22 protein-coding genes, 7 pseudogenes and 1 riboswitch are annotated in these 25,995 nt (G+C 73.0%); of the genes and pseudogenes, 9 read left to right on the plus strand and 20 right to left on the minus strand.

Annotated features, from left to right (window positions below):
* Positions 1–32: 32 nt before the first annotated feature.
* On the minus strand, positions 33–1,196 hold the full coding sequence (locus tag ACQY0Z_RS20690) for a D-alanyl-D-alanine carboxypeptidase family protein (RefSeq protein WP_439812645.1): 1,164 nt from the start codon (positions 1,194–1,196) through the stop codon (positions 33–35).
* A 168-nt stretch (positions 1,197–1,364) separates the two neighbouring features.
* Here ACQY0Z_RS20690 and ACQY0Z_RS20695 point away from each other — a divergent pair, with 168 nt between their 5' ends.
* Positions 1,365–2,111, plus strand: a complete 747-nt coding sequence (locus ACQY0Z_RS20695; protein ID WP_439812646.1) for a class I SAM-dependent methyltransferase — start codon at positions 1,365–1,367, stop codon at positions 2,109–2,111.
* A 67-nt stretch (positions 2,112–2,178) separates the two neighbouring features.
* The gene (locus ACQY0Z_RS20700) at positions 2,179–2,976 is read left to right on the plus strand and encodes an acyl-CoA thioesterase (protein ID WP_254588516.1); all 798 of its coding nucleotides are present in this window, start codon (positions 2,179–2,181) and stop codon (positions 2,974–2,976) included.
* Here ACQY0Z_RS20700 and ACQY0Z_RS20705 read toward each other — a convergent pair.
* The 5 genes from ACQY0Z_RS20705 to ACQY0Z_RS20725 form a co-directional block, all read right to left on the minus strand.
* Positions 2,946–3,704, minus strand: a complete 759-nt coding sequence (locus ACQY0Z_RS20705) for a GntR family transcriptional regulator (RefSeq protein WP_254588517.1) — start codon at positions 3,702–3,704, stop codon at positions 2,946–2,948. The two genes, ACQY0Z_RS20700 and ACQY0Z_RS20705, sit on opposite strands and share 31 nt — an antisense overlap.
* A gap of 152 nt (positions 3,705–3,856) precedes the next feature.
* Positions 3,857–4,825: an acetylxylan esterase gene (locus ACQY0Z_RS20710; RefSeq protein WP_439812647.1), complete on the minus strand. Its 969-nt coding sequence runs from the start codon at positions 4,823–4,825 to the stop codon at positions 3,857–3,859.
* Between the two features lie 137 nt (positions 4,826–4,962).
* Entirely contained in the window at positions 4,963–5,544 is a 582-nt protein-coding gene (locus tag ACQY0Z_RS20715) for an Rv1733c family protein (RefSeq protein ID WP_439812648.1), read from the minus strand.
* Positions 5,545–5,739: 195 nt separating this feature from the next.
* Complete coding sequence (locus ACQY0Z_RS20720) at positions 5,740–6,504, minus strand: FAD-binding oxidoreductase (protein WP_189902108.1); 765 nt, start codon at positions 6,502–6,504, stop codon at positions 5,740–5,742.
* 16 nt (positions 6,505–6,520) lie between these two features.
* Entirely contained in the window at positions 6,521–7,126 is a 606-nt protein-coding gene (locus ACQY0Z_RS20725) for a molybdopterin-dependent oxidoreductase (protein ID WP_189902107.1), read from the minus strand.
* A gap of 597 nt (positions 7,127–7,723) precedes the next feature.
* Between ACQY0Z_RS20725 and ACQY0Z_RS20730 the strand changes: the two genes are divergently transcribed.
* Positions 7,724–8,509: a putative protein N(5)-glutamine methyltransferase gene (locus tag ACQY0Z_RS20730; RefSeq protein WP_381730866.1), complete on the plus strand. Its 786-nt coding sequence runs from the start codon at positions 7,724–7,726 to the stop codon at positions 8,507–8,509.
* Between the two features lie 246 nt (positions 8,510–8,755).
* Here ACQY0Z_RS20730 and ACQY0Z_RS20735 read toward each other — a convergent pair whose 3' ends face one another.
* Positions 8,756–10,825 (minus strand): SpoIIE family protein phosphatase, encoded by a 2,070-nt coding sequence (locus ACQY0Z_RS20735; RefSeq protein WP_189902105.1) that lies wholly within the window; start codon positions 10,823–10,825, stop codon positions 8,756–8,758.
* Between the two features lie 241 nt (positions 10,826–11,066).
* Here ACQY0Z_RS20735 and ACQY0Z_RS20740 point away from each other — a divergent pair, with 241 nt between their 5' ends.
* The 3 genes and pseudogenes from ACQY0Z_RS20740 to ACQY0Z_RS20750 form a co-directional block, all read left to right on the plus strand.
* The gene (locus tag ACQY0Z_RS20740) at positions 11,067–11,438 is read left to right on the plus strand and encodes a hypothetical protein (RefSeq protein WP_189902103.1); all 372 of its coding nucleotides are present in this window, start codon (positions 11,067–11,069) and stop codon (positions 11,436–11,438) included.
* 142 nt (positions 11,439–11,580) lie between these two features.
* Entirely contained in the window at positions 11,581–13,596 is a 2,016-nt protein-coding gene (locus tag ACQY0Z_RS20745; protein ID WP_439812649.1) for an FAD-dependent oxidoreductase, read from the plus strand.
* 17 nt (positions 13,597–13,613) lie between these two features.
* A pseudogene (locus tag ACQY0Z_RS20750) lies at positions 13,614–13,868 on the plus strand (carbamoyltransferase N-terminal domain-containing protein); the annotation flags it as partial.
* On the opposite strand, the pseudogene ACQY0Z_RS20755 reads toward ACQY0Z_RS20750, so the two are convergent.
* From ACQY0Z_RS20755 to ACQY0Z_RS20785, 7 genes and pseudogenes are all read right to left on the minus strand, one after another.
* Positions 13,859–14,016, minus strand: a pseudogene (locus tag ACQY0Z_RS20755) (ATP-binding cassette domain-containing protein); the annotation flags it as partial. The pseudogenes ACQY0Z_RS20750 and ACQY0Z_RS20755 overlap by 10 nt on opposite strands.
* A gap of 173 nt (positions 14,017–14,189) precedes the next feature.
* Positions 14,190–14,763 (minus strand): annotated as a pseudogene (cbiQ, locus tag ACQY0Z_RS20760) (cobalt ECF transporter T component CbiQ); the annotation flags it as partial.
* A gap of 6 nt (positions 14,764–14,769) precedes the next feature.
* The gene (locus ACQY0Z_RS20765) at positions 14,770–15,132 is read right to left on the minus strand and encodes an energy-coupling factor ABC transporter substrate-binding protein (protein ID WP_361038001.1); all 363 of its coding nucleotides are present in this window, start codon (positions 15,130–15,132) and stop codon (positions 14,770–14,772) included.
* Positions 15,129–15,633 (minus strand): annotated as a pseudogene (locus tag ACQY0Z_RS20770) (energy-coupling factor ABC transporter permease). The gene ACQY0Z_RS20765 and the pseudogene ACQY0Z_RS20770 overlap by 4 nt, the downstream one beginning before the upstream one ends.
* A 30-nt stretch (positions 15,634–15,663) precedes the next feature.
* Positions 15,664–15,846, minus strand: a riboswitch (cobalamin riboswitch).
* A gap of 199 nt (positions 15,847–16,045) precedes the next feature.
* Positions 16,046–16,486, minus strand: coding sequence for a hypothetical protein (locus ACQY0Z_RS20775; protein ID WP_439812650.1), 441 nt, complete (start codon positions 16,484–16,486; stop codon positions 16,046–16,048).
* A 41-nt stretch (positions 16,487–16,527) separates the two neighbouring features.
* The gene (locus ACQY0Z_RS20780; RefSeq protein ID WP_439812651.1) at positions 16,528–16,944 is read right to left on the minus strand and encodes a hypothetical protein; all 417 of its coding nucleotides are present in this window, start codon (positions 16,942–16,944) and stop codon (positions 16,528–16,530) included.
* A 346-nt stretch (positions 16,945–17,290) separates the two neighbouring features.
* Positions 17,291–18,824, minus strand: a pseudogene (locus tag ACQY0Z_RS20785) (RHS repeat-associated core domain-containing protein); the annotation flags it as partial.
* Here ACQY0Z_RS20785 and ACQY0Z_RS20790 point away from each other — a divergent pair.
* Positions 18,815–19,099 (plus strand): annotated as a pseudogene (locus ACQY0Z_RS20790) (transposase); the annotation flags it as partial. The pseudogenes ACQY0Z_RS20785 and ACQY0Z_RS20790 sit on opposite strands and share 10 nt — an antisense overlap.
* A gap of 17 nt (positions 19,100–19,116) precedes the next feature.
* Here the strand turns inward: ACQY0Z_RS20790 and ACQY0Z_RS20795 are convergent.
* Positions 19,117–19,461, minus strand: a pseudogene (locus ACQY0Z_RS20795) (IS5 family transposase); the annotation flags it as partial.
* 79 nt (positions 19,462–19,540) lie between these two features.
* Here ACQY0Z_RS20795 and ACQY0Z_RS20800 point away from each other — a divergent pair.
* A complete protein-coding gene (locus tag ACQY0Z_RS20800) occupies positions 19,541–20,104 on the plus strand; it encodes a PadR family transcriptional regulator (RefSeq protein WP_189902099.1) in 564 nt (187 codons plus the stop codon).
* Between the two features lie 278 nt (positions 20,105–20,382).
* Here the strand turns inward: ACQY0Z_RS20800 and ACQY0Z_RS20805 are convergent, their stop codons facing one another.
* Positions 20,383–20,919, minus strand: coding sequence for a hypothetical protein (locus tag ACQY0Z_RS20805; protein ID WP_019526860.1), 537 nt, complete (start codon positions 20,917–20,919; stop codon positions 20,383–20,385).
* Between the two features lie 153 nt (positions 20,920–21,072).
* Positions 21,073–22,101: a fibronectin type III domain-containing protein gene (locus ACQY0Z_RS20810; RefSeq protein ID WP_189902097.1), complete on the minus strand. Its 1,029-nt coding sequence runs from the start codon at positions 22,099–22,101 to the stop codon at positions 21,073–21,075.
* 391 nt (positions 22,102–22,492) lie between these two features.
* Here ACQY0Z_RS20810 and ACQY0Z_RS20815 point away from each other — a divergent pair, with 391 nt between their 5' ends.
* Positions 22,493–23,479, plus strand: a complete 987-nt coding sequence (locus ACQY0Z_RS20815; RefSeq protein WP_189902095.1) for a glycoside hydrolase family 75 protein — start codon at positions 22,493–22,495, stop codon at positions 23,477–23,479.
* Positions 23,480–23,519: 40 nt separating this feature from the next.
* On the opposite strand, the gene ACQY0Z_RS20820 is transcribed toward ACQY0Z_RS20815, so the two are convergent.
* The 3 genes from ACQY0Z_RS20820 to dhaK form a co-directional block, all read right to left on the minus strand.
* Positions 23,520–23,930 carry a PTS-dependent dihydroxyacetone kinase phosphotransferase subunit DhaM gene (locus tag ACQY0Z_RS20820; protein ID WP_439812652.1) on the minus strand — a complete coding sequence of 137 codons (411 nt, stop codon included), beginning with the start codon at positions 23,928–23,930 and terminating at the stop codon, positions 23,520–23,522.
* 1 nt (position 23,931) lies between these two features.
* On the minus strand, positions 23,932–24,555 hold the full coding sequence (gene dhaL, locus ACQY0Z_RS20825) for a dihydroxyacetone kinase subunit DhaL (protein ID WP_189902093.1): 624 nt from the start codon (positions 24,553–24,555) through the stop codon (positions 23,932–23,934).
* Between the two features lie 64 nt (positions 24,556–24,619).
* Positions 24,620–25,612 carry a dihydroxyacetone kinase subunit DhaK gene (gene dhaK, locus ACQY0Z_RS20830; RefSeq protein ID WP_189902091.1) on the minus strand — a complete coding sequence of 331 codons (993 nt, stop codon included), beginning with the start codon at positions 25,610–25,612 and terminating at the stop codon, positions 24,620–24,622.
* Positions 25,613–25,995 lie beyond the last annotated feature (383 nt).

Consider the following 25,995-nt stretch of genomic DNA (forward strand, 5'->3'; position numbering starts at 1 on the left):
CAGCCACGGACCGCCGGCAGCCCGACCGGGCCTCAATCCCTCGGCACCGGCCCCCACCTCACCCGCAGATACACCGCCACCCCCGCCCCGCCCAACAGCGCCGCCCCCGCGATCGTCCACCACACCGGACGGCCGTCCGCGTCGTCCCCGCGGGACGCCGACGCCGCCACCGCGTCCGCCTCCGGCCCGCCCGGCGGGGCGCTGCGGAGGGCGTCCAGGGAGCCCACCGGATCGACACGGCCGCCCGCGTCGAAGCCCCAGTCGAGGAGTTCGCGCGCCTCCTCGTACACCGCGTACCCGTCGTCCGACCGCGGGTTCATCACCGTAGCCACCAGGGTCCGCCCGTCGCGGCGGGCAGCGGCGACCAACGTGTTGCCGGCATGGCTCGTGTAGCCGTTCTTCACTCCGACCAGCCCCCGGTACGGAGCGACCCCGTCCGCCCCCGTGAGCAGCCGGTTGGTGTTGACGATCGGATAGCTCCCGCCGTCCCGGGCAGGGAAACTCGCCTCCGCCCGCGCGCAGTACTCCGCGAACTCGGGACTCCGCAGTCCCGCCCGGCCGAACACCGCCAGGTCGAACGCCGACGACACCTGACCGGGCGCGTCGTAGCCGTCGGGCGACTTCACGTGGGTGTCGCGGGCGCCCAGGGCCCGCGCCTTCTCCTCCATCCGCTCGGCGGTCGTCCGCCAGCCGCCGCTGAGGGCCGCCAGCACCCGCACGGCGTCGTTGCCGGAGTTCAGGAACACCCCGTTCCAGAGGTCGGACACGCGGTACGTCCGGTACTCGGCGACCCCGACGAGACTGCTCCCCGGACCGACGCCCTCCAGCTCCTCCGGGTCGACGCGGTGCCGGATGCCGGACGGCAGGGCCGGCATCACGGTCAGCGCGAACAGCGTCTTGAGGGTGCTGGCGGGCGGCAACTTGCGGTGCGCGTCGTGCGCCGCCAGCACCGCGCCGGTGTCCGCGTCGGCGACCAGCCAGGCGCGGGCGGACAGGTCCGGGACCTCGGGCGCCCCCGCGCGCGGACGGACGTGCGTGCCGGGCCGGTACAGCAGGGACGCGGGCGCGTCCGTCGTCCGTGGCCCGGGATCGACGCCGGGTCCGGTGGTCGCCGCGGCGGGCGCGAGCGCCAGCAGGCCCGCCGCACAGAGCACGCACCCCGACACGGCCGCCCGCGAAGCAAATCCGATAGTCATATCGCCAACGTAGGAAGGGGCGTCCCGATCACCGCGCTGCCCCGGCCGGGGGCCGCGCGCGAGCACTCGGATGCCCTTCCCGGCTTGCGACGGCACACCGTCAGGGGACTCGGTCCCGGCAGCCGCAGTTCCGAGGCGGCCCCGGTCGCCGCGCTCTACGCTGGGCGGATGTTCAGCCCCGAAGGCCCCCGACTGAGCGAACTGGCCGTGCAGGCGCTGTCGTCCGTCGAGCGCGGCTACGACCTCCTCGCCCCGAAGTTCGACCACACCCCCTTCCGCACCCCCGACTCCGTGCTGGACGCCACCGTCGCCGCGCTGCTGGAGTCCGGCCCCTACGGCACCGGGCTCGACCTGTGCTGCGGCACCGGCGCGGGCGTCGACGTGCTGCGCCAGGTGTGCCGGGACTCGGTCACCGGCGTGGACTTCAGCACCGGGATGCTGGAGGTCGCCCGCTCGCGCAGGCGGCCCGAGGGGCCCGGCGTGTCCTGGGTGCGGGCGGACGCGCGGGCGCTGCCGTTCGGGCCGGAGTTCGACCTCGTGGTCAGCTTCGGGGCGCTCGGGCACTTCCTGCCGTCCGAGATGCCGGGCCTGTTCGCACAGGTGCACACGGTGCTGCGGCCGGGCGGCCGCCTCGTCCTCCCGGTCGTCGCCCCGCCCCGGCCCGGCTCCCTCGCCCACGCGATGCTGCTCGGCTTCGACACCGTCATGCGCGTGCGCAACGCCGTCCGGCGCCCGCCGTTCGTCATGTACTACCGCGCCGTGCGCTTCGGCGACCTGTGGCACGGGCTGGAGGACACGGGGTTCCGCGTGGAGTTCCGGGCCCTTCCCGAGTTCGGGCGCCGACGGGACGGCAGCCCCCGGGTGCGGCTCATCGTGGCGGAGAAGGAGGACCACCAGACGCCGCTCACCTCCTGAGTCTGCTTTTCAAACTCGACTCGGGATTCCGTTGGAATGTCCAACGCACCCGCCTAGAGTGGCTCGCGTGACGACGACTGCCTATGACGCGACGCAGATCGACCCCCGCTGGTGGTCCTGGGAGGGCATGCACGGCGGCTGGGTCGCCGGCGCGGCGCTCACCGCCGTACGCGACTCGTTCGCCGGCGGGGACCGGCCGGTGCGCTCGCTGACGACGCACTACCTGGCCCCGGTCGGGACCGGCCCGCTGCGCTTCTCCGGGACCGCCCCCGCGACCGGCCGGCGCACCGCCACCTGTCTCTTCACCGGCCACCAGGACGGCGAGCCGGCCGTCCTCGGCTCCGCGCTGTTCGGACGCGCCCGTGGCGGCCCCGCGCACGCCGGCCTCACCGCCCCGGAGGTGTGCGGCCCGGACGACTGCGTCCCCGTCGAACTCCCCGCCGACCTCGCGCTGTTCGCCCGCCAGCTGGAGATACGTCCCGCCACCGCCGACCTCCCGCTGGGCGGCGGACCCCGGGCCGTGCTCGTCGCCTGGGTGCGCTTCCGGGACGACCGCCCGGTGGACGCGGCCGCCGTCGCCACGCTCGCGGACGTCCTTCCGCCCGCCCTCTACGCCCGCTGGCGCACCCCGCGCCCGGTCCCGACCGCCGAGATGACCGTGCACTTCACCGACGCCCTCGACGACGGCCCCGCGCACGGCTGGAGCCTGGTCCGCATCCGCACCGACCACGCGGGCGGCGGCTGGGCGGTCGACGACAGCGCCGTGTGGTCGGCGGGCCGGCGTCTGCTCGCGGCGGCCCGGCAGGCCCGCGTCGTGCGCGAGCCGATGGCGCCTCAGACCGCCGCCGGCATCATGAACTCGTAGACCAGAACGTCCTGCTGGGCGTCCATCACCAGTTCCGTCAGCTCCAGCGGCCGGTGGTGCTGGTCGTGCACCTGCCGGGTGACGCGCACCGACGGCGTGCCCTCGATACGGGTGATCGTGTCGCGGTGGTGCAGCGACAGACCGGCCCGCCGCATCCAGTCGTACGTCCGGCGCAGCTCGGCGGCGCCGGTGCCGTCGGCCCGGTCGCGGTAGCGGGCCAGCTCCTCCACCTCCGCGAGCGCCACCGCGGAGAACGATGTCACCGCCGTACGCTGCTCCCGCCCGTCCGGCGAGACGGACCAGTACCGGTGCACCAGCGTGGGCCGGCCGGGTGCGAGGCCCAGGGGTCCGGCGTGGCCCGGCGGTGGGACCTCCCAGGCGACGGTGGCCCGCGCCACCGTGTCCCGCCCCGCCTGCCGCGCGCCGAGCGGGAAGCCGGCGGCGGCCGGCGCCTCCACCGGCACGCCCGGCAGCGCGGCATGGCTGCCCCGCCGGTCGGTGGCGACCATCCCCTCCCGCCGCAGCACCTCCAGCGCCTGCCGTACGGTCTCCCGGCTGACCCCGAAGTGCTCGGCCAACTGGCGCTCGCCGGGCAGCCGTTCACCGGGCGGGACGGTGCCGGTGCGCAGTTCGCCGAGCAGTTCGGAGGCGACCCTCCGGTAGAGCGGCTCCCCGTCGGTGAGGGTCCGGCGGGATGGGACATGCTGGTGCGGGGTGGTGCGGGCCATGCCGCGCCCTCCTGTTGGTGACGTTCCGTGGCCGTGCGGGCTCGTTGAGCCACCACATCTAGCATTGGTCTACACCAACAGGGAAGGCCGGCCCGGCAGTTCGGCCGGAACCGTGCGGTCCGTCGAACGGTGCGGTTCTTCGGGCGTGGTCGTCAGACGCGGTCGCGCATCCAACGCAGCTGCGCCGCCTCCTGGTAGGGGCCTCCGCCCTCGTGGTCGTTGAAGTCGTACACCTCGATCGTCTTGTCCTCGTGCGCCCAGGCGTTGAAGGCGGCGAACACCGTGGAGGGCGGGCACGTCTGGTCCTCCAGCGCCGCCGAGAACAGCGCGGGCGCGGTGCCGCGGGCGGCGAAGTGCACGCCGTCGAAGTACGACAAGGTGCGCCGCGCGTCCGCCGCGCGGCCGCGGTGCGTCTTGAGGAAGTTGCCGATCTCCCGGTACGGGTTGCGGTCGGTGAGGGTCGTGGCGCGCGGGAAGTCGCACAGGAACGGCACGTCCGGCGCGACGCCCGCCAGGTCCGGGACCAGGCCGCCCACCGCGATCGTGATGCCGCCGCCCTGGCTCCCGCCCGTGACCACGGTACGGCTCGCGTCGGTCAGCGGATGCGACCGCGCCGCCTCCACCGCGCGCACCGCGTCCGTGAACACCCGCCGGTAGTAGTAGTTCTCCGGCGCGTCGATGCCGCGCGTCATGTAGCCGGGGAACGCCGGACCGGACCCCACCGGGTCCTCGGTGCCGCCGCCCCCGCCCCACGCGCTGCCCTGGCCGCGGGTGTCCATCACGAAGTGCGCCCGGCCCGTGGACGCCCACAGCAGATGCTCGTGCGGCAGACCCCGGCCGCCGCCGTACCCGACGAACTCCACCACCAGCGGCAGCGGTTCGGAGGCGCCGGCGGGCAGGATCAGCCAGCCCTTGACGGGGTGGCCGCCGAACCCGGCGAACGTCACGTCGAAGACCTCCACGGTCGTCAGCCCCGTGTCGACCGGCTCGAACCGCGCGTCCAGGTCGTGCCGGCGCGCCTCCTCCAGCGTGCCGGACCAGAACGCGCCGAAGTCCTCGGGCTCCGTGGACTTGCTGCGGTACGCGCGCAGCTTGTCGAGGGACAGGTCGAACAGGGCCATCTGGGACCGCCTTCGTGAAGGGACCGTGCGAAGCGAGGACACGGTACGTGGATCATGCGGCGGCACGCCAGGGTACGGGGGAGAAGGCGCTGGTGGTGGGGATGGAAAGCGGTTGCTCCGGGCTGGGGGCCGGGGGGTCAGACGCCGCGGTGCGTCCACAGCGGGCCGGTGCGGGCCCAGTCCCGCTCCCACTCCTCCAGCCGCCGGCGCAGCGCCGCCCGCCGCACCGTACGGTGCGCGAGCAGCAGCACGGTCGCCGTGGAGCCGGCGGCCAGGGTGCCCATGCCGACCCCGTACTGCCACACCGACGCGTCGTCGACCGGCGGGAGGACCTCGCGGCCCCGGGAGTCAAGCCAGACGTGCACCGGGTCGCCGGGGCGGACGTGCGCCGGGACCCGCGCCAGGGCCGTGCGCGTGCCCCCGTCCGGGTCCGTCCAGCGGACGGTCGCCCGGGAGGCGTGCCGCCGCTCGGACTCGGCGGGGGAGTGCGTCTTCGAGGGGCGCTCCAGAACCTCGGCGCGTACGCGGTGACGGTCGGCGCGCTGCTCGTCGGCGGCCGTCCGCGCGTCCTCGTACGCCCACCGGGTGGTGAGCAGGCCCGCCAGCGGCACCGTCAGGCACAGCAGCACGGACACGGCCACCGCCGTCCACGCCTCGACGACGTCCGAACGGCGGCACAGCGGGCCGCGCCGGCGCCGGGACAGCACCCGCGTTCGCATCCTTCGCCTCCCCTCGCCGTCCACCGCAGCCGCGCGGGTGACAGGCCGAGCGGGCGGCGGACCCAGCGGCTCCGGGGCGCGTCTCACGGCACGCGCGGAACAGGTCCGGTGCGGGTGCCCCGGCGGCGGGCGTGCGAAACGACGCCGTCCGTGGGGCGGGGGAGTGACCCCCGGCGTTCGGCGGGTGAGGCCGGGTCAGCCGAAGCGTTCGATGCGGATGCGCTCCACCGGCTGGCCGGCGGCCACCAGCAGCCCGGAGGCGTGCTCCGCGAAGGAGTTGGAGCCGCACACATAGGCCTCCCACCCACCGGGAGGCTGCTCGGCCAGGAGCGGTGCCACATGTTCGGCGGCCATACGTCCTACGGCCACACCCTTCGGGGCCGTCCGGGTGAACACCGGTGTGGTCTCCGGGCCGTACTCGTCCGCGTAGATCAGGTCCTCCGGGGTGCGCGCCGACACCAGCAGGCGCAGGGGGAGGGTCAGGTTCCGGGCGCGGTGGTGGCGCACCATCGACATCAGCGGGACCACGCCCGATCCTGCGCCCAGCAGCAGCGCGGGCCGGTCACCCGGCCAGGCGAAGAAGCCGCTGAGCGGTCCGCGCATCTCGATCCGGTCGCCGGGGCGGGCCTCCGTGTGGAACCAGCCGGAGACCTCGCCGTCCCGCACATGGTCGAGGGTCAGCTCGATGTGCCCGGAGTCGTCCGGCGGCGAGGCGATCGAGTAGTGGCGCTGGGCCGTGTACCCGTCCTCCGCCACCAGCCGCACCATCAGGTGCTGCCCGGGCAGATGCCCCGGCCAGCCGGGCACCGCGAACCGGAAGGTCGACACGCGGGGCGTCTCCCGGCGGATCTCCGTCAGGGTGGCCGTCCGCCACACCGACGCGGTCTGCCGGCTCACGCCGATGCGGCCGGGCACGGCGAAGCGTGTGGCCGGCGCGGTGGGCGGCGTGGGCCGTGTCATCTGCTCAGTCACCTGGTCAGTCACCGGAGTACCGCTGCTCCTCCCACGGGTTGCCCCGCGCGTGGTAGCCGTTGCTTTCCCAGAAGCCCGGCTCGTCGTGGTCCAGCAGGCGCAGGCCGGCGATCCACTTGGCGGACTTCCAGAAGTACAGGTGCGGCACGACGAGCCGCGCGGGGCCGCCGTGCTCGGCGGGCAGCGGTTCGCCGTCGTACTCCCAGACGATCCAGGCTCGACCGCCGGTCACGTCGGCGAGGGGCAGGTTCGCGGTGTAGCCGGTGTGCGCGTACGCCACCACGTGCGTGGCCGACGGCAGGGGCTGGACCTGGTCCAGGAAGGCGTCCAGCGAGACGCCGCCGAAGCGCACGCCGAACTTCGACCAGCCGGTCACACAGTGGATGTCGCCCTCGTACGCGTCGGCGGGCAGGGCGTGGGCCTGCTCCCAGTCCCAGGTGCGGGGCTCGGCCACCAGGCCGTCGATCCGGAAGGTCCAGTCCTCGGGCGCGAGGTCGGGGGTCACCTCGGCGGACAGTACGGGCCACTCGTCCCGCGCGTCGTACTGCCCGGGCGGCAGCCCGGGGTTGTGCACGCGGGGACGGCCGGTGAAGCCTCTTGTGATGTTCACGTGATCGGGGATTCCGTTGCGGGTGGGGCGGGGGTTTCGTGTTCCACGGTACGTGGTGGGGGGCGTGTGCAGGGCACGGGGCGGGGTGGTGCCGTGCACGGAGTGCCTGCGGCGGGGGCGCGTTCTCGACGCCGTCGAGTGCCGGCTGCGGGTCGGCGGGGGCCGATCGCGCAGTTCCCCGCGCCCCTAGGGGGCGCTTCGCGCCGCTGCGGGCAGTCGTGCCGCTGGGGCGGCACAGGTGGGCGCAGCGGCACGCCCGGGGCGTCGCACTGTTGTCAGGGCGCTCAGCCTCGCCGTCCGCGGACGCGCCGCTCGGTTGGCGTTGGACGGCGGCTGCGGGCCGGTGGGGGCTGGTCGCGCAGTTCCCCGCGCCCCTGGAGGGGCGTTTCACTAGGCGCGTCCGAGTGAGGGCGGGGGAGGCCGCGTGCCCCTCAAGGCGCCCCACCGGCCCGGTGACCGTCGGGTAAGGTTGCCGTCCGTCGAGGAGGTGAGTCCCATTACCGCTTGTCAGGTCGGGTGCTCTCGCCTCGGAGCGACACGGTCCACCCGGAGCGGGTGACCACGAGAGCGCCCTTCGGCTCCCGAAAGGCCAGGCTCTTGCCCCACCGTTCCGACACTCGCGACGCCGTCGCCGCCACCCTGCGCGCGGCCGGCTGCGTCTTCGCCGAGGACGAGGCCGACATGATCCTCGCAGCGGCGGACGGCGACCCCGATGCCGTCGACCACATGGTCACCCGCCGCGCCGCCGGACTGCCCCTCGAACTCGTCGTCGGCTGGGCCGAGTTCGGCGGCCGGCGCATCCACGTCGAACCCGGCGTGTTCGTACCCCGCCGCCGCACCGAGTTCCTCGTCGAGGAGGCCCTCGCCCTCGCGCCGGACGCCTCCGTCGTCGTGGACCTGTGCTGCGGCTCGGGCGCGGTCGGCTCAGCGCTGGCTGCCGCGCTCGGCGCGGTGGACCTGCACGCCGCCGACATCGACCCGGCCGCCGTGCGCTGCGCCCGCCGCAACGTCGCGTCCCTCGGCGGCCGCGTCCACCAGGGCGACCTCTTCGACGCGCTGCCCGCACGCCTGAGGGGCCGCGTCGACCTCCTCGCCGCCAACGTCCCGTACGTCCCCAGCGACGAGATCGCCCTCCTCCCGGCGGAGGCCCGCGACCACGAACCCCGCGCGGCCCTCGACGGGGGCGTGGACGGCCTCGACATCCTTCGCCGCGTCGCCGCGGAGGCGCCTGAGTGGCTGGCCCCGGGCGGCCACGTCCTCACGGAAACGAGCCCGCACCAGGCCCGGGCAGCTCTCTCCGCCTTCACCGAGGCAGGCCTCGACGCCCACCTCGCGGTCTGCCAGGAGCGCCCGGCACGGGTGGTGATCGGCACGCGGCGGTGAGGTACCCGAGTGGCGGCTTCGGCGCCGGTCCCTGAGCTCCCCGGCGCCGCACACCACGGTCCCCCCGTCTCCTCGCGGACTCGTCCGCCCGAAGGCCAGAGCCGCATCAGGTCGTGTCGGCGGGACGCCGGCCTTTGTCTCCGCTCACCTGGCCCGTTCGCGCGACCACGGGTCCCCCCCGCCTCCGCCGGCCCGCGCGCCGGGATCCCGCCGTAGGCGCCGGTCAGGGCGCAGAACCCCGCGTCCTCAGTCTCCCGCCCCCCTCACCCGCGCGATCAGCAGTGCCACGTCGTCGAAGTTGTCCGGTTCGTGGAGCGTGCGGAGGAGGAGTTCGCAGACCTCGTCCAGGGAGCGGGCCGGGGTGTCGAGGAGGGTGAGGAGGCGGTCGAGACGGGCGTCGAGGGGGTCGCGGCGGGTTTCGACCAGGCCGTCGGTGTAGAAGACGAGGCGGTCGCCCGGCTCCAGGTCGACCTCGGTCGTGGAGAAGGCGATCCCGCCCACGCCCAGCGGCACCCCCGTGGGCAGGTCCAGCAGCTCGGGCGCCTGGCCGGCGCGGATGCGGGCCGGCGGGAGATGACCGGCGTTGGAGATGACGCAGCGCCGCTCGCGCGGGTCGTGGACGGCGTAGACGCAGGTGGCGATCGCCTCGTCCAGCTCCACGGTGATCCGGTTCAGGTGCTCGAGCAGGACCGCCGGGTCGAGGCCGAGGGACGCCAGCGTGTGGGTGGCGGTCCGCAGGCGGCCCATGGTGGCGGCGGCCGGGATGCCGCTGCCCATCACGTCGCCCACGACGAGCGCCGTGCGGTCGTCGTCCAGCGGGATCACGTCGAACCAGTCGCCGCCGACCTCGCTGGTGGCGCCCGCCGGCTGGTAGCGGGAGGCGACCTCGAGACCGCCCGTCACGGACGGATGGCTGGGCAGCAGGCTGCGCTGGAGCGTGAGCGCGGTGTCGCGGGCGTTCTGGTACCAGCGCGCGTTGTCGATCTGCACGGCCGCCCGCGAGGCCAGCTCCCGGGCGAGCAGCAGGTCGTCCTCGTCGAACGGCCGGGGGTCGCGCGTACGGATGAGGTCGATGGCGCCCAGCACCTCCCCGCGCGCGATCAGCGGCACCGCCAGGTACGAGTGGACGCCCGCCCGGGCGAGTATCTCCGCGGCCTCGGGGGAGCGGGCGATGCGCAGCAGGTCCTCGTCCTTCACCTGCGGCACCATCACCGGCAGCCCCGTCCGCACGCACTCGGTGATCAGCCGGTCCGGCGCGTACCGGATCACCTCGCCCGGCGGATCGGCGGCCGGCACCACGTCGGACGCGTCGACCCAGCGCACCGCCAGCGCCCGCATCAGCGCAGGCTCCGCCGGGCCGAGGACGGTGCGCCGGCCCCGTACGACCGCGTCGAGCAGGTCCACCGCGGCCGCGTCGGCCAGCTCGGGGACGGCCACGTCGGCGAGCTCGCCGGACGTGCGGTCCAGGTCCAGGGTGGTGCCGATCCGCGCGGAGGCGTCGGCGATCAGCGCGATCCGCCGGCGCGCCGTCTCCGCCTCGACGTTCGCCCGGTGCTGGTCGGTGATGTCCACCACCGACACGGCCACGCCCAGCACCGTGCCGAGGGTGTTCTCCAGCCGGTACAGGGACACCGTCCAGGCGTGGTCGGCGTCCGGGTCGGCCGGGGTGCGGCCGGTCATCGACCGGTCCACCACCGGACGCCCGGTCCGCAGCACCTCGCGGGCCGCCTCCTCGATGGCCGCCGCGTCCACCAGCGGCAGCACCTCCCGCATGGTGCGGCCCAGGTGCTCGTCGGCCGTCAGGCCGTTCATCTGCTCCAGTGCCGGGTTCACCGACACGTACCGCAGGTCCGCGTCCAGGACGGCGAGACCGATGGGGGACTGGGCGACGATCCGCGTGGACAGCGCGACGTCCTGCTCCAGCCGCCGCACCGTCGACTGGTCGACCGCGAGCCCGAGCGCGTACACCTGCCCCCGGTCGTCCAGGAGCCGCATGTTGCGGAACTCCACGAGCTGGGTCCCGCCGTCCTTGCGCCGGATCGGGAACGCCCCCGCCCAGCTCCGCCCGGTGCGCATGACCTCGGCGAACAGCTTCTTGACCAGGTCCAGGTGCTCCTCGTGCACCATGATCCGGGCCGCGTACCGGCCCAGCGCCTCCTGGGCGGTGTAGCCGAACAGCTCCTCCGCCTGGGGGCTCCACAGCACGATCCGCCCCTGGGCGTCCAGGACGACCGAGGCCACGCGCAGCACGTCGAGCAGCCCGCTGGGACGCGCCGGACCGTCCCCGCCGGCCGGGAGTGACCTCGCTGCGCTCATCCCACGCCCCGCCTTCGCCGAGTCCGCGGCACGCCCTCGCCGCGCCGCCGTCCCTTTGTTGTACCGCGCGCGAGGGCGATTTTCCGCCGCTCCTGTCGTCCCGTTCCTGCTCTCCCCCATCCTGGCCGGTGACCGAGGCCGCGTCATCGTGGGAGGAGCGCGCGGGTAGTGCGTTCCGGCGTGCGGTGCTTTGCTGAGGGAGGGCGGGGGACGGCGGTGTGACACGAGAGGAGCGATCACGATGGTGAACGAGCCCACGCACCCGGAATCCGTCTCGGTCGAGATCAGCGGATGCAGCAAGGACGACGCCCGGATCGTCTTCGACACCCTGTGCGCCTGCTTCTCGTCGGACCGGTGCGCCGACGACGTGCCCGAGGAACTGCACGAGACCCGGCCCACGGTGTGGCTCGGCACGTTCGACGTCGCCGACCCACGCGAGGGGGAGGCCCGCCCCGCGCGGCTGTCCTCCTCGGTCGACGCCGACGTACAGGGCGGCTACTGGGCGATCGACCGCTTCCGCATCACGCTGGAGGACCTGTTCCGCGTCAGCGACGTGACCAGGACCTCGGGCGACCAGGAGCGCGAACTGCACGTCCGCCTCGAGAGCAGGTGAGTACGCAGTCACAGGTGAGTACGTAGTCAGATGAGTCCGGCCGGAACGCTGTGCCCTCCGTCACCTCCATTATGCAACTAGTTGCATAAGCCGGTGCGCGTGCCCTACAACTACAGGCACCACACCGCGCACGGAGGGCCAGATGAGCCGTTACCCCCACCTGCTGACCCCCTTGGACCTGGGCTTCACCACGCTGCCCAACCGGGTCCTCATGGGTTCCATGCACGTCGGTCTCGAGGAGGCCGAGGGCGGCTTCTCCCGTATGGCCGAGTTCTACGCCGCCCGCGCCCGCGGCGGCGTCGGCCTCATCGTCACCGGCGGCATCGCCCCCAACGACGAGGGGCGTCCCTACGAGGGCGGCGCCAAGCTCACCTCCGAGGAGGAGGCCGAGCAGCACCGGGTCGTCACCGCGGCCGTCCACCGCGAGGGCGGCCGCATCGCCCTGCAGATCCTGCACTTCGGCCGCTACGCCTACCACCAGGACCTGGTCGCCCCCAGCCCCGTCCAGGCGCCCATCAGCCCCTTCGTGCCGCGCGAGCTGTCCGACGCCGACGTCGAGCGGACCATCGACGACTACGTCCGCGCCGCCCGCCTCGCCCGGCAGGCCGGCTACGACGGCGTCGAGATCATGGGCTCCGAGGGCTACCTCATCAACGAGTTCATCGCCCGCCACACCAACCGGCGCACCGACCGCTGGGGCGGCTCCTACGAGAACCGGATGCGCTTCCCGGTCGAGATCGTCCGCCGCGTCCGCGAGGCGGTCGGCGACGACTTCATCCTGATCTACCGGCTCTCCATGCTCGACCTGGTGCCCGGCGGCTCCACCCTCGACGAGGTGATCACCCTCGCCAAGGCCGTCGAGGCGGCCGGCGCCACCCTCATCAACACCGGCATCGGCTGGCACGAGGCCCGCATCCCCACCATCGCCACCTCCGTCCCGCGCGGCGCCTACACCTGGGTCACCAAGCGGCTCATGGGCGAGGTGTCCGTCCCCCTGGTCACCACCAACCGCATCAACACCCCGGAGCTGGCCGAGCAGCTGCTCGCAGACGGCACCGCCGACATGGTGTCCATGGCCCGCCCGATGCTCGCCGACCCCGACTTCGTCGCCAAGGCCGCCGAGGGCCGCCCCGAGGCGATCAACACCTGCATCGGCTGCAACCAGGCCTGCCTCGACCACACCTTCAGCGGCCAGATCACCTCCTGCCTGGTCAACCCGCGCGCCTGCCACGAGACCGAGCTGGTGCTCTCGCCGACCCGCCGCCGCAAGCGCGTCGCCGTCGTCGGCGCCGGTCCCGCAGGCCTCGCCTGCGCGGTCTCCGCCGCCGAACGCGGCCACGACGTCACCCTGTTCGACGCCGCGAGCGAGATCGGCGGGCAGCTCAACGTCGCCCGCAAGGTCCCCGGCAAGCAGGAATTCGACGAGACCCTGCGCTACTTCCGCACCCGCCTCGCCGACCTCGCCGTCGACGTCCGCCTCGACACGCGGGTCACCGCCGCCGACGTCACCGGCTACGACGAGGTCGTCGTCGCCACCGGCGTCACCCCGCGCGTCCCCGACATCCCGGGCGTCGACCACCCGAGCGTCGTCGGCTACCTCGACGTGCTGCGCGACGGCGCGCCCGTCGGCGACCGCGTCGCGATCCTCGGCGCCGGCGGCATCGGCTTCGACGTCGCCGAGTACCTCACCGAGGGCGGCGACAAGGCGCACGAGGACCCCGCGACGTACTTCCGCCAGTGGGGCGTCGACCTCGACTACCGCGCGCCCGGCGGCCTCACCGCCCCGGAGCGGCCCGCCCCGCCGCGCACGGTCCACCTGCTCCAGCGCAAGACGTCCAAGGTCGGCGCGGGGCTCGGCAAGACGACGGGCTGGATCCACCGCACGGAGCTGCGGCACCGCGGGGTCACCATGGTGCCCGGTGTGCGCTACGACCGGATCGACGACGCCGGTCTGCACGTCACCGTCGGCGAGGAGAGCACCGTGCTCGAGGTCGACACCATCGTGCTGTGCACCGGCCAGGAACCGCGCCGGGACCTCTACGAGGAGCTCGTCGCGGCGGGCAGCCCCGTCCACCTGATCGGCGGCGCCGACGTGGCCGCCGAACTGGACGCCAAGCGGGCCATCAAGCAGGGCACCGAGCTCGCGGCGGCGCTCTAGGGTCTGTTGCGAAAGTGCACGTGGCGCACGCCGCCTCCGCCGGGCCCGCCGCACCGCACCCCGACAGCGCCGTCCTCGTCCTCGACGGCCGCGGCGAGGCCGCCTCCCACCTCGCCGGGCGCTACCACGACGGCAGGCTCCGCACCCTGGCCGCCCAGTCGCTGCCCGACTCCCTCGGCCTGGTCTACGAGGAGCTGACCGAGCACCTGGGCTTCCTGCGCAGCAGCGACGAGTACAAGGTCATGGCCCTCGCCTCCTACGGCAAGAGCCGCATCAGCGTGGTCTTGCCGCTGCCGTTGCGGCCGAGCAGCGCGAGCGCGCGCCCCTAGTGGGCGTCGAAGTCGAGGCCGCTGAGGACGGTCGGCCCGTCCTCGTAGGCGAAGGACGCACCCGCAGGGAGACCAGTGCGGGCTCGCTCATGTCAGCGGCCTTTCGAGTACGAGGGTGAGGGCGGCCAGCGCCGCCAGCAGGGCGAGGCTCGCCCCGGTGAACCGGACGGAGACCCGGGCCTCGGGCAGCAACACGCGCAGGGAGCCGTCGTAGCCACGCCCGGCGAGCCCCGCCTGCAGCCGGGCCGCCCGGTCGAAGGCCCGCACGAACGCGGTCGCGCCGAGCCCCGCCAGGGACCGCCAGGCCGCGGCCCGGTTGGTGTGCCCGAGCCGCGCGGCCTGCGCCGCCCGGATGCGGCGCACCGAGTCGAGCAGCAGGAAGCTCATCCGGTACGTCACCAGGGCGACGTCGACCACGGGCGCGGGCACCCCGGCGCGCACCAGGCGCGGCAGCAGATCGGACATCGGGGTGGTGAACGCGAACAGCAGCACCCCGAGCGACGCCGCCGACGTCCGCAGCAGCAACTCCCCGGCGCGCGACGGCCCGTCGTCGGCCAGTGACACGAAACCCCTCAGGTCCGCCGACCTGCACCAGCAGCGTCGCGGCGCCCGTCACGCAGAAACCCAACGGCACCTTGTACGCCCGCCACAGCCCCCGGCCCGGCACCCCGGCCGGGCCGAGCAGCAGCACCAGCGCCGTCACCAGCACCAGCGCCGCGCCCGGCCAGGCCGGCAGCGAGATCGCGAGCACGGTCAGGCCGAGCCCGAGCACGGCTTTGTCCACAGGATGGCGGCGGCGCCAGCGACTGCCGTGCGCCGCCGCGTCGATGGGCAGCACGGGAGGTCAGTCCCCGTCCGCTGCCGGGCCCTTGGCGGGTTCCCCGGCATCGGCCGAGGCCGCCGCGCGGGCCCGTTCCTCGCCCTGCCGCCTGCCCCGGCGCAGGCCGAAGTAGTAGGCGAGGACGCCCGCGCCGATCGCCGCCTGGAGGGAGAACAGCCCCGACTCGATCTCCCCGGACGGCGGTTCGTACAGCGGCGAGAACCAGGGCTCGTAGTCCGGCTCGTTCTCGACGATCGCCGTCTCCGCCTCGCCGTCGGCGCCGGTGAACGGCTCCTCCTTGTGGTCGCCCAGACCGAGCGCCAGCGGCAGCACCGCCAGCGCAGCCACCGCGAGCAGCAGCAGATTGATCTTCGTGTTGCGCTTCACCGGGCCACCGCCGCACGCTTCGCGGGCTTCGCCAGCAGCACCCCGAGCCGGGTCAGCTCCCCCTTGCTGGACTGCACCAGCAGCCGCATCACCAGCACCGTCAGCAGGCCCTCGCTCACCGCGAGCGGGATCTGCGTGACGGCGAAGATGGCGCCGAACTTGCCGAGCGCGCCCAGGAACCCGCTGCCCGGGTCGGGGAACGCCAGCGCCAGCTGGACGCTGGTGACGCAGTACGTGGACAGGTCGGCGACGAACGCGCCGCCGAAGACGGCGCCCATCAGCGGCACGTCGTACCGGCGCAGCAGCCGGTAGACCCCGTATCCGGCCCAGGGGCCGACGATCGCCATGGAGAAGACGTTGGCGCCGAGCGTGGTCAGCCCGCCGTGCGCCAGCAGCAGCGCCTGGAACAGCAGCGTGATGGTGCCGAGGACCGCCATCAGCAGACGCGGCACCCCAGGCGATCGCGTGCGCCGGAGGCAGGAAACCCTCGGCTATGTGCATGGCTCAGCAGACCCTCTCCAGCACCTCGTGGATGGTTGACGCGCCTTGGCCGGTCTCCTGGCTGACGGGTACCACCGCCCGTGCTCCGCCTTCCCGGGTCCCGAAGAACCCAGTGGCTGCCCGTGAGGGCCGGAGCCGGACTTCCCGATCACAGTGGCGAGGGCCGCACCGGTATCGCACCGATTTCCCGTCACCAAGGCGTGGTGACAGTAATCGGCCCCCCGGGGGTGGTGACAAGCGGGCATCAGGGGCGCGAATCCGGGCGCACACCCGCACACCGGTGCACTCGGACACCCCGGAGGTGCCATGTCTCACACTCGACGGCCCTGGAGGAGTTCCGGTGGACCGCGGAGGGGGCCCCGGTCAGCGCCAGGCTGACCGGGGCCCCTCGTCGGTACTGTGGACGGGACTCTCAGACGTACGGCATGAAGGTGGCCACGAACAGGTTCTCGTCGCCGTCTTCCGCCGCGCTCTCGAACTCCTCACAGACCTCGGGTCGAGCGAGGCAGGGGAAGTCCTCGTAGCTCTGCACCGTCACCCCGTATTCGGGATGTTCCGCCGGAGTGTCCCCGGACAAGAGCAGCGGACCGACTCCGCCCGCTCGCGTGCTCCAGCCCGCCGACCGGAGGGACTTGGCGATGTCCTCGACGGGATCGCCGTCCGCGGACACCGGGGAGACGGCAAGGAGGGCGAGCGATTCCTCCCAGTCGTTCCCCGGGTTCGAGGAGTGCCCTTCGGCCAGGATTCGCACATTCCCGGAAGCGGCGGACTCGACCACGTCGTCCGGCACACCGGGCAGCTGCATCCACTCACGGATGAGAATCCACCCGGCCGCCAACACGACGACGGCCACGGCCGCTCCCGTCAGGCGGAACGTTCTTGTCCATTGCAGGATCATCCACAGTTCCTCACGACGTTGGAGCAGAAGCCGCCCGGATCCCCGTACTGAGTGGCCGGCAGCGACGACAGCCCGAACAGGTCGGACATGGACTGCCCGGTTCCGGACAGGTAGGCCATGTTCGCGTCGAACCGCGCCGATCCCCTGGAGATGATCGAGCTGCTCTGCGCCAGGTTGTCACCCGGGACGCGCAGACGGGCCGCCTCGTCGTCGCTGAGCGAGTAGCCAAGATACGCCTGCTTGGCGTTGCTGCCCCTGGTGGTGTCCACCTTCAGTTTCAGGACCGCGACGGAGACGGCGAACTCCTCGTTCACATTCAGCGCGTGACGGATGGCATCGAGCGATGTGCCCTCGAATTCATCGTAACCGGCGTCGATCAGCGTCTGGCGAGCGGTCGCCGCCTTCATCTGCACGGAGCCGGAGCTGGGGTCCCTGTCGATGAGCCTCGCGGTCCACGCGCCGCCAGTGGAGACCCCCCCCACTTCGCCATCTCGTCCAGGCCCTCCGGCCACGTCGTGCAGAACGGCTGCTCCTGCATGAGCAGGGCGACGACCAGTTGCTCGTCGACACCGTACTTCTTCGCGTAGGCGAGGCCCCAGGCGACGGTCTGGCTGCTCAGCTTCTGCGCGTCGGCCTCGCTTCCGCCGTAGGAGTCCGTCCCGGGGGCCGGGTCCAGATCGGCGCTCGGCTCGACGTAGTCGATGTCCCAGCCGCCCGCGCTGTTCATCCGGCAGCTGTACCCGGACTCGTTGCACTCGACCGGGCGGTGGCCGTCGTACTCGATGAACGTGGACGGGTTGCCGCCGCCGAACGCGTAGCGGTTACCGGTCATCAGATCGGTACCGAGACCCATGTCGGCGAGGGCGCCGTTGTACATGTCCCGGGTCGTGAAGCGGTTGAGCCCCGGGTCGTAGTTCCGGAAGCCCATGTCGTAGGTGCCGGAGTGGGCGTCCCAGCGCTTGGCGTTGTAGCGGTAGGGGTTGTACGCCTCCTTGGTGGGGTTGGTGGCGCTGGGCTTGTCGACGCCGGTGAACTCGGAGTCGTCGTCCGCGCCGTAGGCGGTGTAGCCGTAGGTGGCCTTGGTGTTGCCGGTGTCGTCGGTCAGGGTCTCGACGTCGGTGTGGCTGTTGTAGCCGTAGTAGCCGTCCTCGGTCGTGCCGTCGCCGTTGTGCTTGACCTGCGACAGGCGCTCGCCCCACGGGCTGTACTGGTAGGACTTGGTCAGCTCGCCCGCGACCTTCTCGTCCAGGACCTCGGTCGACAGGCCCAGGTACGCGAAGTCGGTGGTCTTGCCGTCCGTCGTCTTCGACGCGGTGCGGTCCAGCGGGTCGAAGGTGTACTTCGTCGACTTCAGCGCGCCGGTGTCGTCCATCTTCTGGGACTCCACGACGTGGTCGAAGCCGTCGTACACGCTCCGCTCGACGATCTCACCGTCGGAGGTGACCGACTCCTGACGGCCGAAGGGGTCGTAGTTGTAGTCGGCGGTGACGCCACCGGTGCTGGCGGTCAGCAGCCGGTTGCGGTCGTAGCCGTAGACGGTCTCCTTGCCCTTGACCGTCTGCCGGATGACGTTGGCGTTGTCGTCGTGGACGTAGGTCTCGGTGGCGGCGCCGTTTCCGGTCTTCACCGACTCCCGCAGCCGGTCGGCCGGGTCGTAGGTGTAGTCGGTGGTGGAGGACAGGTACGCCGTGTGGTTGTCGGCGTTCATCTTCTCGGCCACGTCCTGCGCCTTGTTGCCGTTGGCGTCGTAGGCGTAGGTGTGCGAGGCGACGAGGGTGCCGTTGCCCTTGTTCTCCACCGAGGTCTTCAGCGAGCCGTCGAGGTAGTAGGTGTAGTCGACCGTGTTGCCGTTGGCCTTGGTCTCCTTCAGTTTCTGGCCGCGGTCGGTGTAGGTGTACGTGGTCACCTTCGGGTCGGCGTCCGTCGCCGACTTGCCGACCGACACCGTCTTGACCAGCTCGCGCAGGTCGTAGGTGTACCGGGAGAACTGGTCGGGGTGGGTGACCGTCTCCGGCTGGCCGTTGGCGTCGTAGGTGTACGAGGTGGCCTTCTTCTCCTGCCCGGCGAGCGCCTCGGTGACCTTCTGGACCTGGTTGAGGCCGGTGTAGGCGACCGAGTAGGCGTCGATCCTGGCCCCGGACGAGGTGTCGTCGATCGAGGTCAGGTTGCCGTTGACGTCGTAGGCGTAGGCGAAGGTCTTCTTCTCGTCGTCGGTCTCACCGCTGGTGTCGCGGACCAGCTTGACCGCGTCGGCGACGGCGACGCCGCCGCTGTTCTGGTCCAGCTTCAGTCGCCGGCCTGGCACCCGCCACGCGCAGATCCGGCTCCTCCATCCGCGGCGAACAGCCCTCCCGACGAGGCAATAAACAGCTCAAGCGGGCCTTCTACCTCGCCGCCTTCGCCTCACTGTCCCAGCCGGACTCACGTGCCTACTACGACAGGAAACGACACGAGGGAAAACACCACGTCGCAGCCATCGTCTGCCTGGCCCGACGCCGCATCGACGTCCTCTTCGCCATGCTCCGAGACGGCACTTTCTACCAGCCACCCACTCCGGCCACCGCTTGACGAAAACCATAGGGGCACCTTTTCGCCGCCCCGGCGGCGTGCCGGTGGGCTCGACAGACGGTGGAGTCGACGTTCACGTCCCAGGTGATCAGGCCTTTCGCATCGGCCTCGGCCTGGAGCTGGGTGAGGATCCTCGCCCAGGTGCCGTCCCGCTGCCAGCGGCGGAACAGGTCGTAGACCCGGTCCCAAGGCCCGTAGCGTTCCGGCACGTCACGCCAGGGGGCACCGGTCCGGGTCCGCCACCGTATGCCGTCTATCAGCTGCCGCCGCGTCCACACCTGCGGACGACCTGGCTTGATGCCCTGCGGCAGCAGCGGCTCAAACCGGGCCCACTGGCCGTTCGTCAGATCCCCACGTCCCACGACATGTGATCATCGACGAACAAGATCCACTTTCGCAACAGACCCTAGGGCGGGCGCGGCCCGTCCCTAGGATGAGCGCATGTCACTCCCGCACGCGATCCTCACCGCCCTGCTCGAGAAGCCGTCGTCGGGGCTGGAGCTGACCCGCCGCTTCGACCGGTCGATCGGCTACTTCTGGTCCGCGACGCATCAGCAGATCTACCGGGAGCTGGGGAAGCTGGAGGCGGAGGGCCTGATCCGAGCCCTCCCCGCGGAGCAGCCGGCGCGCGGGCAGAAGAAGGCGTACGAGGTGCTGCCGGCGGGGCGGGAGGAGCTGGCGCGCTGGACGGCGGCTTCCCAGGATCCGAAGCCGCACCGGGACGCGCTGCTGCTGCGGCTGCGGGCGGCGGCGGTGGTGGGGACGGAGGGGCTTGAGGACGATCTCCGGCGTCATCGGGAGCTGCACGCGCGGCAGTTGGAGACGTATCGGGAGATCGAGCGGAGGGATTTCCCTCCCGGGATGGGCGGGGTGGAGGACCGGCTGCGGCACCTTGTGCTGCGGGCGGGGATCGATCTGGAGACGTTCTGGACGCAGTGGCTTGATCATGCCTTGGCGGAGTTCGCCGAGATGTCTGAGGGGCAAGGGCGGGGGCGGGAGGGGTAGGCGTTGTCGCCTGGGTGCGGGCCGGTGGGGGCCGGTCGCGCAGTTCCCCGCGCCCCTGAGGGGTGGTGCGGGGCCGGCCGGCCTGCGCCTGCGGGCCCGTGGTGGGCCGAGCGCGCAGTTCCCCGCGCCCCTCAGGGTGTCGGATCCTGAGGCGTTTTCCCGGCGTTCCTTGAGGGTGTCGGATCCTGAGGCGGGTTCCCCGCGCCCCTTGCGGGGCGCGGGGGCGGTGCCGGGCGCCTGACCGGAGCGCTTCGGTTGAGGGCGGCCCGGCGCCGGGTCTAGAGGTGGGTCGGGCGGGCGGTGTTGCGGCGGCGGAGGTACCAGACGGTGCCGAGGACGCCGGCGCCGACCAGCGCGCCGCCCGCCACGGCGGTGACCGTGCCGTAGTCCTTCGACGCGCCGCCGACGCCGCCCATCACACCGCGGGACGGCGACGCCGTGGGGGAGGCCGAAGGGCTGGACGCCGGGGACACGACCACGGACTGGGTGCCCGCGGTGCTGCCGTTGGAGCACACCACGATCACCGTGTACGTGCCCGCGCTGACGTTGGACCAGGCCGCGGACTGCCCCGCGGACGTCCCGGACAGCGCCACCTGGCGGCCCTGCGAGAAGTTCGCCTGACCGCTGCTGAGCAGCGAGGCGGTGCCCCAGTGGCCGTTGATCTGGGTGCACGCGGTGGTGCTCACCGAGACCGTGTTCCCGGTGGTGCTGACGGAGATTCCGTCCGCGGCCGCCGGCCCGGCCGGCATCACGGCGAGCGCGGCGGCGGCTGCCACGGTCGGTCCGAGGCGGAGCAGGGGCTTCGAGATGCTCATGTGGACTGCCTTCCGGCGGCACGGCCGGCGGTACATCCCTTGCGCCGCCGAGGTCGGGGAGCGCCCGTGCCGCCACGAAGATCAGCCAACGGGCAGCCCGCCCGCCGCGCACTCCGGCTGCATCCACGCAGGTGACGGCGTCCTCCGGGCGGCTCAGCGGGGACTGTGCCGGTATCGGCCGGCGGCGCCCGTCGTCACCGTCCGCTCGGCCGAGAAGGCGCCCCACGTGCCGTCCGGAAGCAGCGCCCTGATCCGCACCCGGTGCGGGACCCCCGCCTTGTCACCCACGTAGAAGCGGTACGTGGCCCGGTCGCGGGGCGCCTCGCCGCCGTACACCAGCGAGGTGACGGGCCGTCCGTCCAGCCGCACCTCGTACTCGGTGACCGTCCCGTCGACACGCGGCGGCGTCCAGGAGAGCACGATGTCGAACGATCCGTCCGAAGTCCGGCTCACAGCGCGGAAATCGGTGGGCGCCGTGGCCGTGGCGTCGCTGTCCGCGCCCTCGGCCGTGGTGAGGCGGACGGTGGGGGAGGGCTGCGAGAGGTTGTCCGCCGCGTCACGGGCGCGGACGGTGAAGGTGTAGCGCGTGCCGGGGCGCAGGCCCGTCACCACGGCGGCCGTCTGGTTCCCGCCCACACTGTGGATCTTCGACCGGCCCTGGTAGATGTCGTACGACACCACACCGCGGTCGTCCCGCGCCGCCCTCCAGGAGAGCTGGGCCGCCCGGCTGCCGGCCGCGCGTCCTTCCAGGTCCCCGGGGGCGGTGGGCGGCGCGGTGTCCGCCCGGGCCGCCGCGGGGGTCGTGGCCCGCACCTGCCTGCTGGGCGGGCCGAGCCGTCCTTCCGCGTCACGGGCGCGCACCGTGAAGACGTAGGTGGTGGCGGGGCGCAGTCTGGTGACATCCACCATGTGTGTCGAGGCGGGTACCTGCTTGACCTTGGTGTTGTCCCGATACACCTCGTAGCCGGTCACGTCGGAACCCCCCGGGGTGGTCCGGTTCCACATGACGTGGACGCTGGTGGCGCTGCCCGCCTCTGCGGTGACGCCCGTCGGCGCCCCGGGCGGCCGTTCGCCGCCGGTGTCGTCCTGGCCGCCGCCCCAGCGGCAGGAGACGGTCAGCAGCACGGCCGCGCAGAGCGCGAGCAGGCGGCGCGATGACGCGGTTGGGGTAACGCCACGCACGGCTTCGCCTCCTGGGGGTCCACGGAGGACCGGTCCGTTCAAAGGTCCGTACCAATATGGGCTGCTGACGCGCTCACATCAAGAGGGTGGTGCGGGGCGAACGGCGCCGCGCGTTACGTATGCTGAACGCAGAACGGGCCGAACCACCCCCGCGGTAGCGGGTGTTCGGGCTCGAGGCGCGGACCGCTGTCGTCGCTGATCCCGCGCCGTCACGGGTGGCTGGACGGCCCGGGCCGACGCGCGCCCGGGCCTCCGGCACCCTCAGGCTCCGTCGGCCCCCGGGTGCCCCGTCCGGCCCCTTTCGGGGCGGTCACCCTCATCGCATCGGGACGAAATGGGGCAAAGTGCGCTGGGTGTGCGTCCCTGTTCCCGACGAGAGGCTCATCTGACCGTGTCCCGTGTCCAGACGCTCACCGTCGCCGTGGCCGGCGTGGCACTGCTGGCCCCCTCGGCGTCCTCCGCCGCGGAGTCGGTCCACCTCCGTCCGTCCAGGACCGAGGCCCGGCGCGTCGCCGCCGGTTCCGCCCTCCCCACCGCACTGCCGCACGTCGCCGTACCGCACCGGGGCCGCGTCGAGCCCGTCGCCCGGGACGGCAGGCGGGAGATCCTGACGCCGGGCGCGGTCGGCCCGGGGAGTTCCGCGACTCCCGGGCCGGGCGGTTCCGCTCCCGCGGCCTCGGACGCCGCAGCCTCGGACGGCCCGGCAGCCGACGCGGCGACGACGACAGGCTCCGCCACCCCCGAGGACTCCGGCCCCTCCCCTTCGGGAGGCTCCGAGCCTTCCGCCCCCGCCCGCGTCACCGCGGCCGACCTCCTGGCCAGGGTGAGCGGCTGTACCCCCGTCTCGCGCGGCAAGTACCGCAAGGACCGCGGCCGCGCGGCCACCGTCCCGGTGTGCGGCACGCGCGAGGCCGTGTACTGGAAGGCGGACATGGACATCGACTGCGACGGCCGCCCGGGCCGCCACTGCAACGCCGCCACCGACCCGAGCTTCTCCTCCTCCACCGCGTTCGCGCAGTCCGACGGCCGCCCGCTCAGCTCCGAGAAGCTGCCCTACGTCGTCGTCCCCGCGCCCAGCTCGATCTGGGACTACCGCGACCACGGTGTGCGCGGCGGGTCGGTCGCGGCCGTCGTCTACCGCGACCGCGTCCGCTACGCGGTCGTCGGCGACACCGGCCCGACCGACATCATCGGCGAGGCGTCCTACGCGGCGGCCGAGTCCCTCGGCATCGACCCGGACCCGCGCTCCGGCGGAACCCCCTCCGGGGTGACGTACGTCGTGTTCAAGGACAGCCGCGTCACCCCGCTGGAGGACAAGGAGGCCGCGGAGACCCAAGGGGAGCGGCTGGCACGGGAGTTCGTCGACTCCGCGGACTGACTCCCGTGCACGCCCGGTCCACCCGACCGATCCGCCGCCCTCACACCTTCCGGTAGCCGTACGCCTCCGAGGCAGCCGCCGCCACCGCGGCGAGGTCCGCGCCGGTGGAGGCGGTGACCACCGCGGCCACCGCGCCTTCCAGGAACGGCGCGTCCACCAGCTGCGTGTTCTCCGGGAGTTCGCCGCCCTCCGCCAGCAGCGCCTTCACGGTGAGCACCGCGCTGCCCAGGTCGGTCAGCACCGCGACGCCCGCGCCCCGGTCCACGGAAGCCGCCGCCGCGGCGATCAGCTCCGCGCTGGTGCCGAGCTCGCCGCTCTCCGTGCCGCCCGCGGGAGCGACCGGCACCGACGCGCCCCCGCCGGAGAGCCCCTGCGCCAGCTCCGCCACGGAGGCCGCGACCGCCGCGCTGTGCGACACCAGGACGATCCCGACCAGCTTCTCGTCGCTCACCTCACTCACCGCCGCCCGCGTCCGCCTCGCCGGGCCCGGCGTCCAGCAGCGCGGCGATCAGCAACGCCGACGAGGTGGCCCCGGGGTCCTGGTGCCCGATGCTGCGCTCGCCCAGATAGCTCGCCCTCCCCTTGCGGGCCGGCATCGGCGTCGTCGCGACCGCGCCGTCCCGCGCGGCGTCCCGCGCCGCCGTGAACGACTCGCCGAGCGCGTCCACCGCGGGGAGCAGCGCGTCGATCATCGTCTTGTCGCCCGGTGCCGCACCGCCCAGCTTCATCACGGCGTCCACACCGGCCCGCAGCGCCTCGGCCAGCTGCTGCCGGTCCACCTCGGCGGCCTCGCCCAGCGTCTTGCCGGTGCGGCGCAGCAGCGTCCCGTACAGCGGCCCTGACGCGCCGCCCACCGTGGACACCAGCAGGCGTCCGGCCTGGGTGAGCACCGCGCCGGGCGTGGCGGGCGGCTCCTTGTCCAGCGCGTCCTTCACCGCCCGGAATCCGCGCTGCAGATTGCTGCCGTGATCGGCGTCCCCGATCTCCGAGTCGAGGGCGGTGAGCCGCTCCGCCTCGCGGTCCACGGATGCGGCGGTGACCGTCATCCAACGGCGGAAGAAGTCGGCGTCCAGCACGGGAACTCCTCGCGTGGTAGGTGACCGGGACGCCCGCCCCGGTGTGGATCTGTCCCGGTGTGGATCACATACCCCAGCGCAGCCCGGGCGTACTCACCGGCGCGTCGTACAGGCGCAGCAGCTCCTCGTCGACCTGGCAGAGGGTGACCGACGCGCCCGCCATGTCCAGGGACGTGACGTAGTTGCCGACGAGGACCCGGGCGACCGGGACGCCGCGCTCGGAGAGCACCCGCTGCACCTCGGCGTTGAAGCCGTACAGCTCGAGGAGCGGCGTGGCGCCCATGCCGTTGACCAGCACCAGCACCGGGTTGCGCGGGGTGAGGTCGTCGAGGATCGCGCCGACGGCGAAGTCGGCGATCTCGCCGGACGTCATCATCGGGCGCCGCTCGCGGCCCGGCTCGCCGTGGATGCCGATGCCCAGCTCCAGCTCACCGGCCGGCAGGTCGAACGTCGGCGTGCCCTTGGCGGGCGTGGTGACCGCGCTGAGCGCCACACCGAAACTGCGGGAGTTCTCGTTCACCTGCTTCGCGAGCGCCGTCACCCGCTCCAGCGGCTGCCCCTCCTCGGCCGCCGCGCCCGCGATCTTCTCCACGAACAGCGTCGCCCCGGTGCCGCGGCGGCCCGCCGTGTACAGGCTGTCGGTCACCGCCACGTCATCGTTGACCAGCACCTTCGCGACCTGCACGCCCTCGTCCTCGGCGAGCTCGGCCGCCATGTCGAAGTTGAGCACGTCGCCGGTGTAGTTCTTCACGATGAACAGCACCCCGGCGCCGCTGTCCACGGCCGCCGCGGCCCGCACCATCTGGTCGGGCACCGGGGAGGTGAACACCTCGCCGGGACAGGCCGCCGACAGCATGCCGGGGCCCACGAACCCGCCGTGCAGCGGCTCGTGCCCCGAACCGCCGCCCGAGACCAGGCCCACCTTGCCCGCCACCGGGGCGTCCTTGCGGACCACCACCCGGTTCTCCACGTCCACCGTCAGCTCGGGATGGGCCGCCGCCATACCGCGCAGCGCGTCCGCCACCACGGTCTCCGGAACGTTGATCAGCATCTTCATGGGTACCTCCTGGGAAAGGCGTCAGTCGATTCGTGGACCAGCGTTTTCGCTGGTCACAGCTAGTTTCGGGAGAGCAGTGACCTTGGCGGCCCGCGGCGGTCCGGAGCGGTTTCTCGCGGTACTGATGCTGACTTCATACTGACTTCCGTGACGGGCATCCGGTAGAGCGGACGGCCGGACGGATCTCGGCCGAAGTGCCCTTGTGGGCAGTATCGGCCTTGGGGCAGCGAAGGGCACGTGCGAGGGCGTCATGGGCGCGCCCCGGTCCGCCAGAAACCGTGTCGGGGGGCACACCGGCGCCTTGGCGCGCCAGGCCCTCGTCCGTGCCGTGCGGGCGCGGCGGCCGGACGACGCACCGATCCACAGATTCTGTTGGTCTGACG

This window comes from Streptomyces sp. P9-2 (assembly GCF_051903975.1).
Lineage (GTDB): Bacteria > Actinomycetota > Actinomycetes > Streptomycetales > Streptomycetaceae > Streptomyces > Streptomyces cellulosae.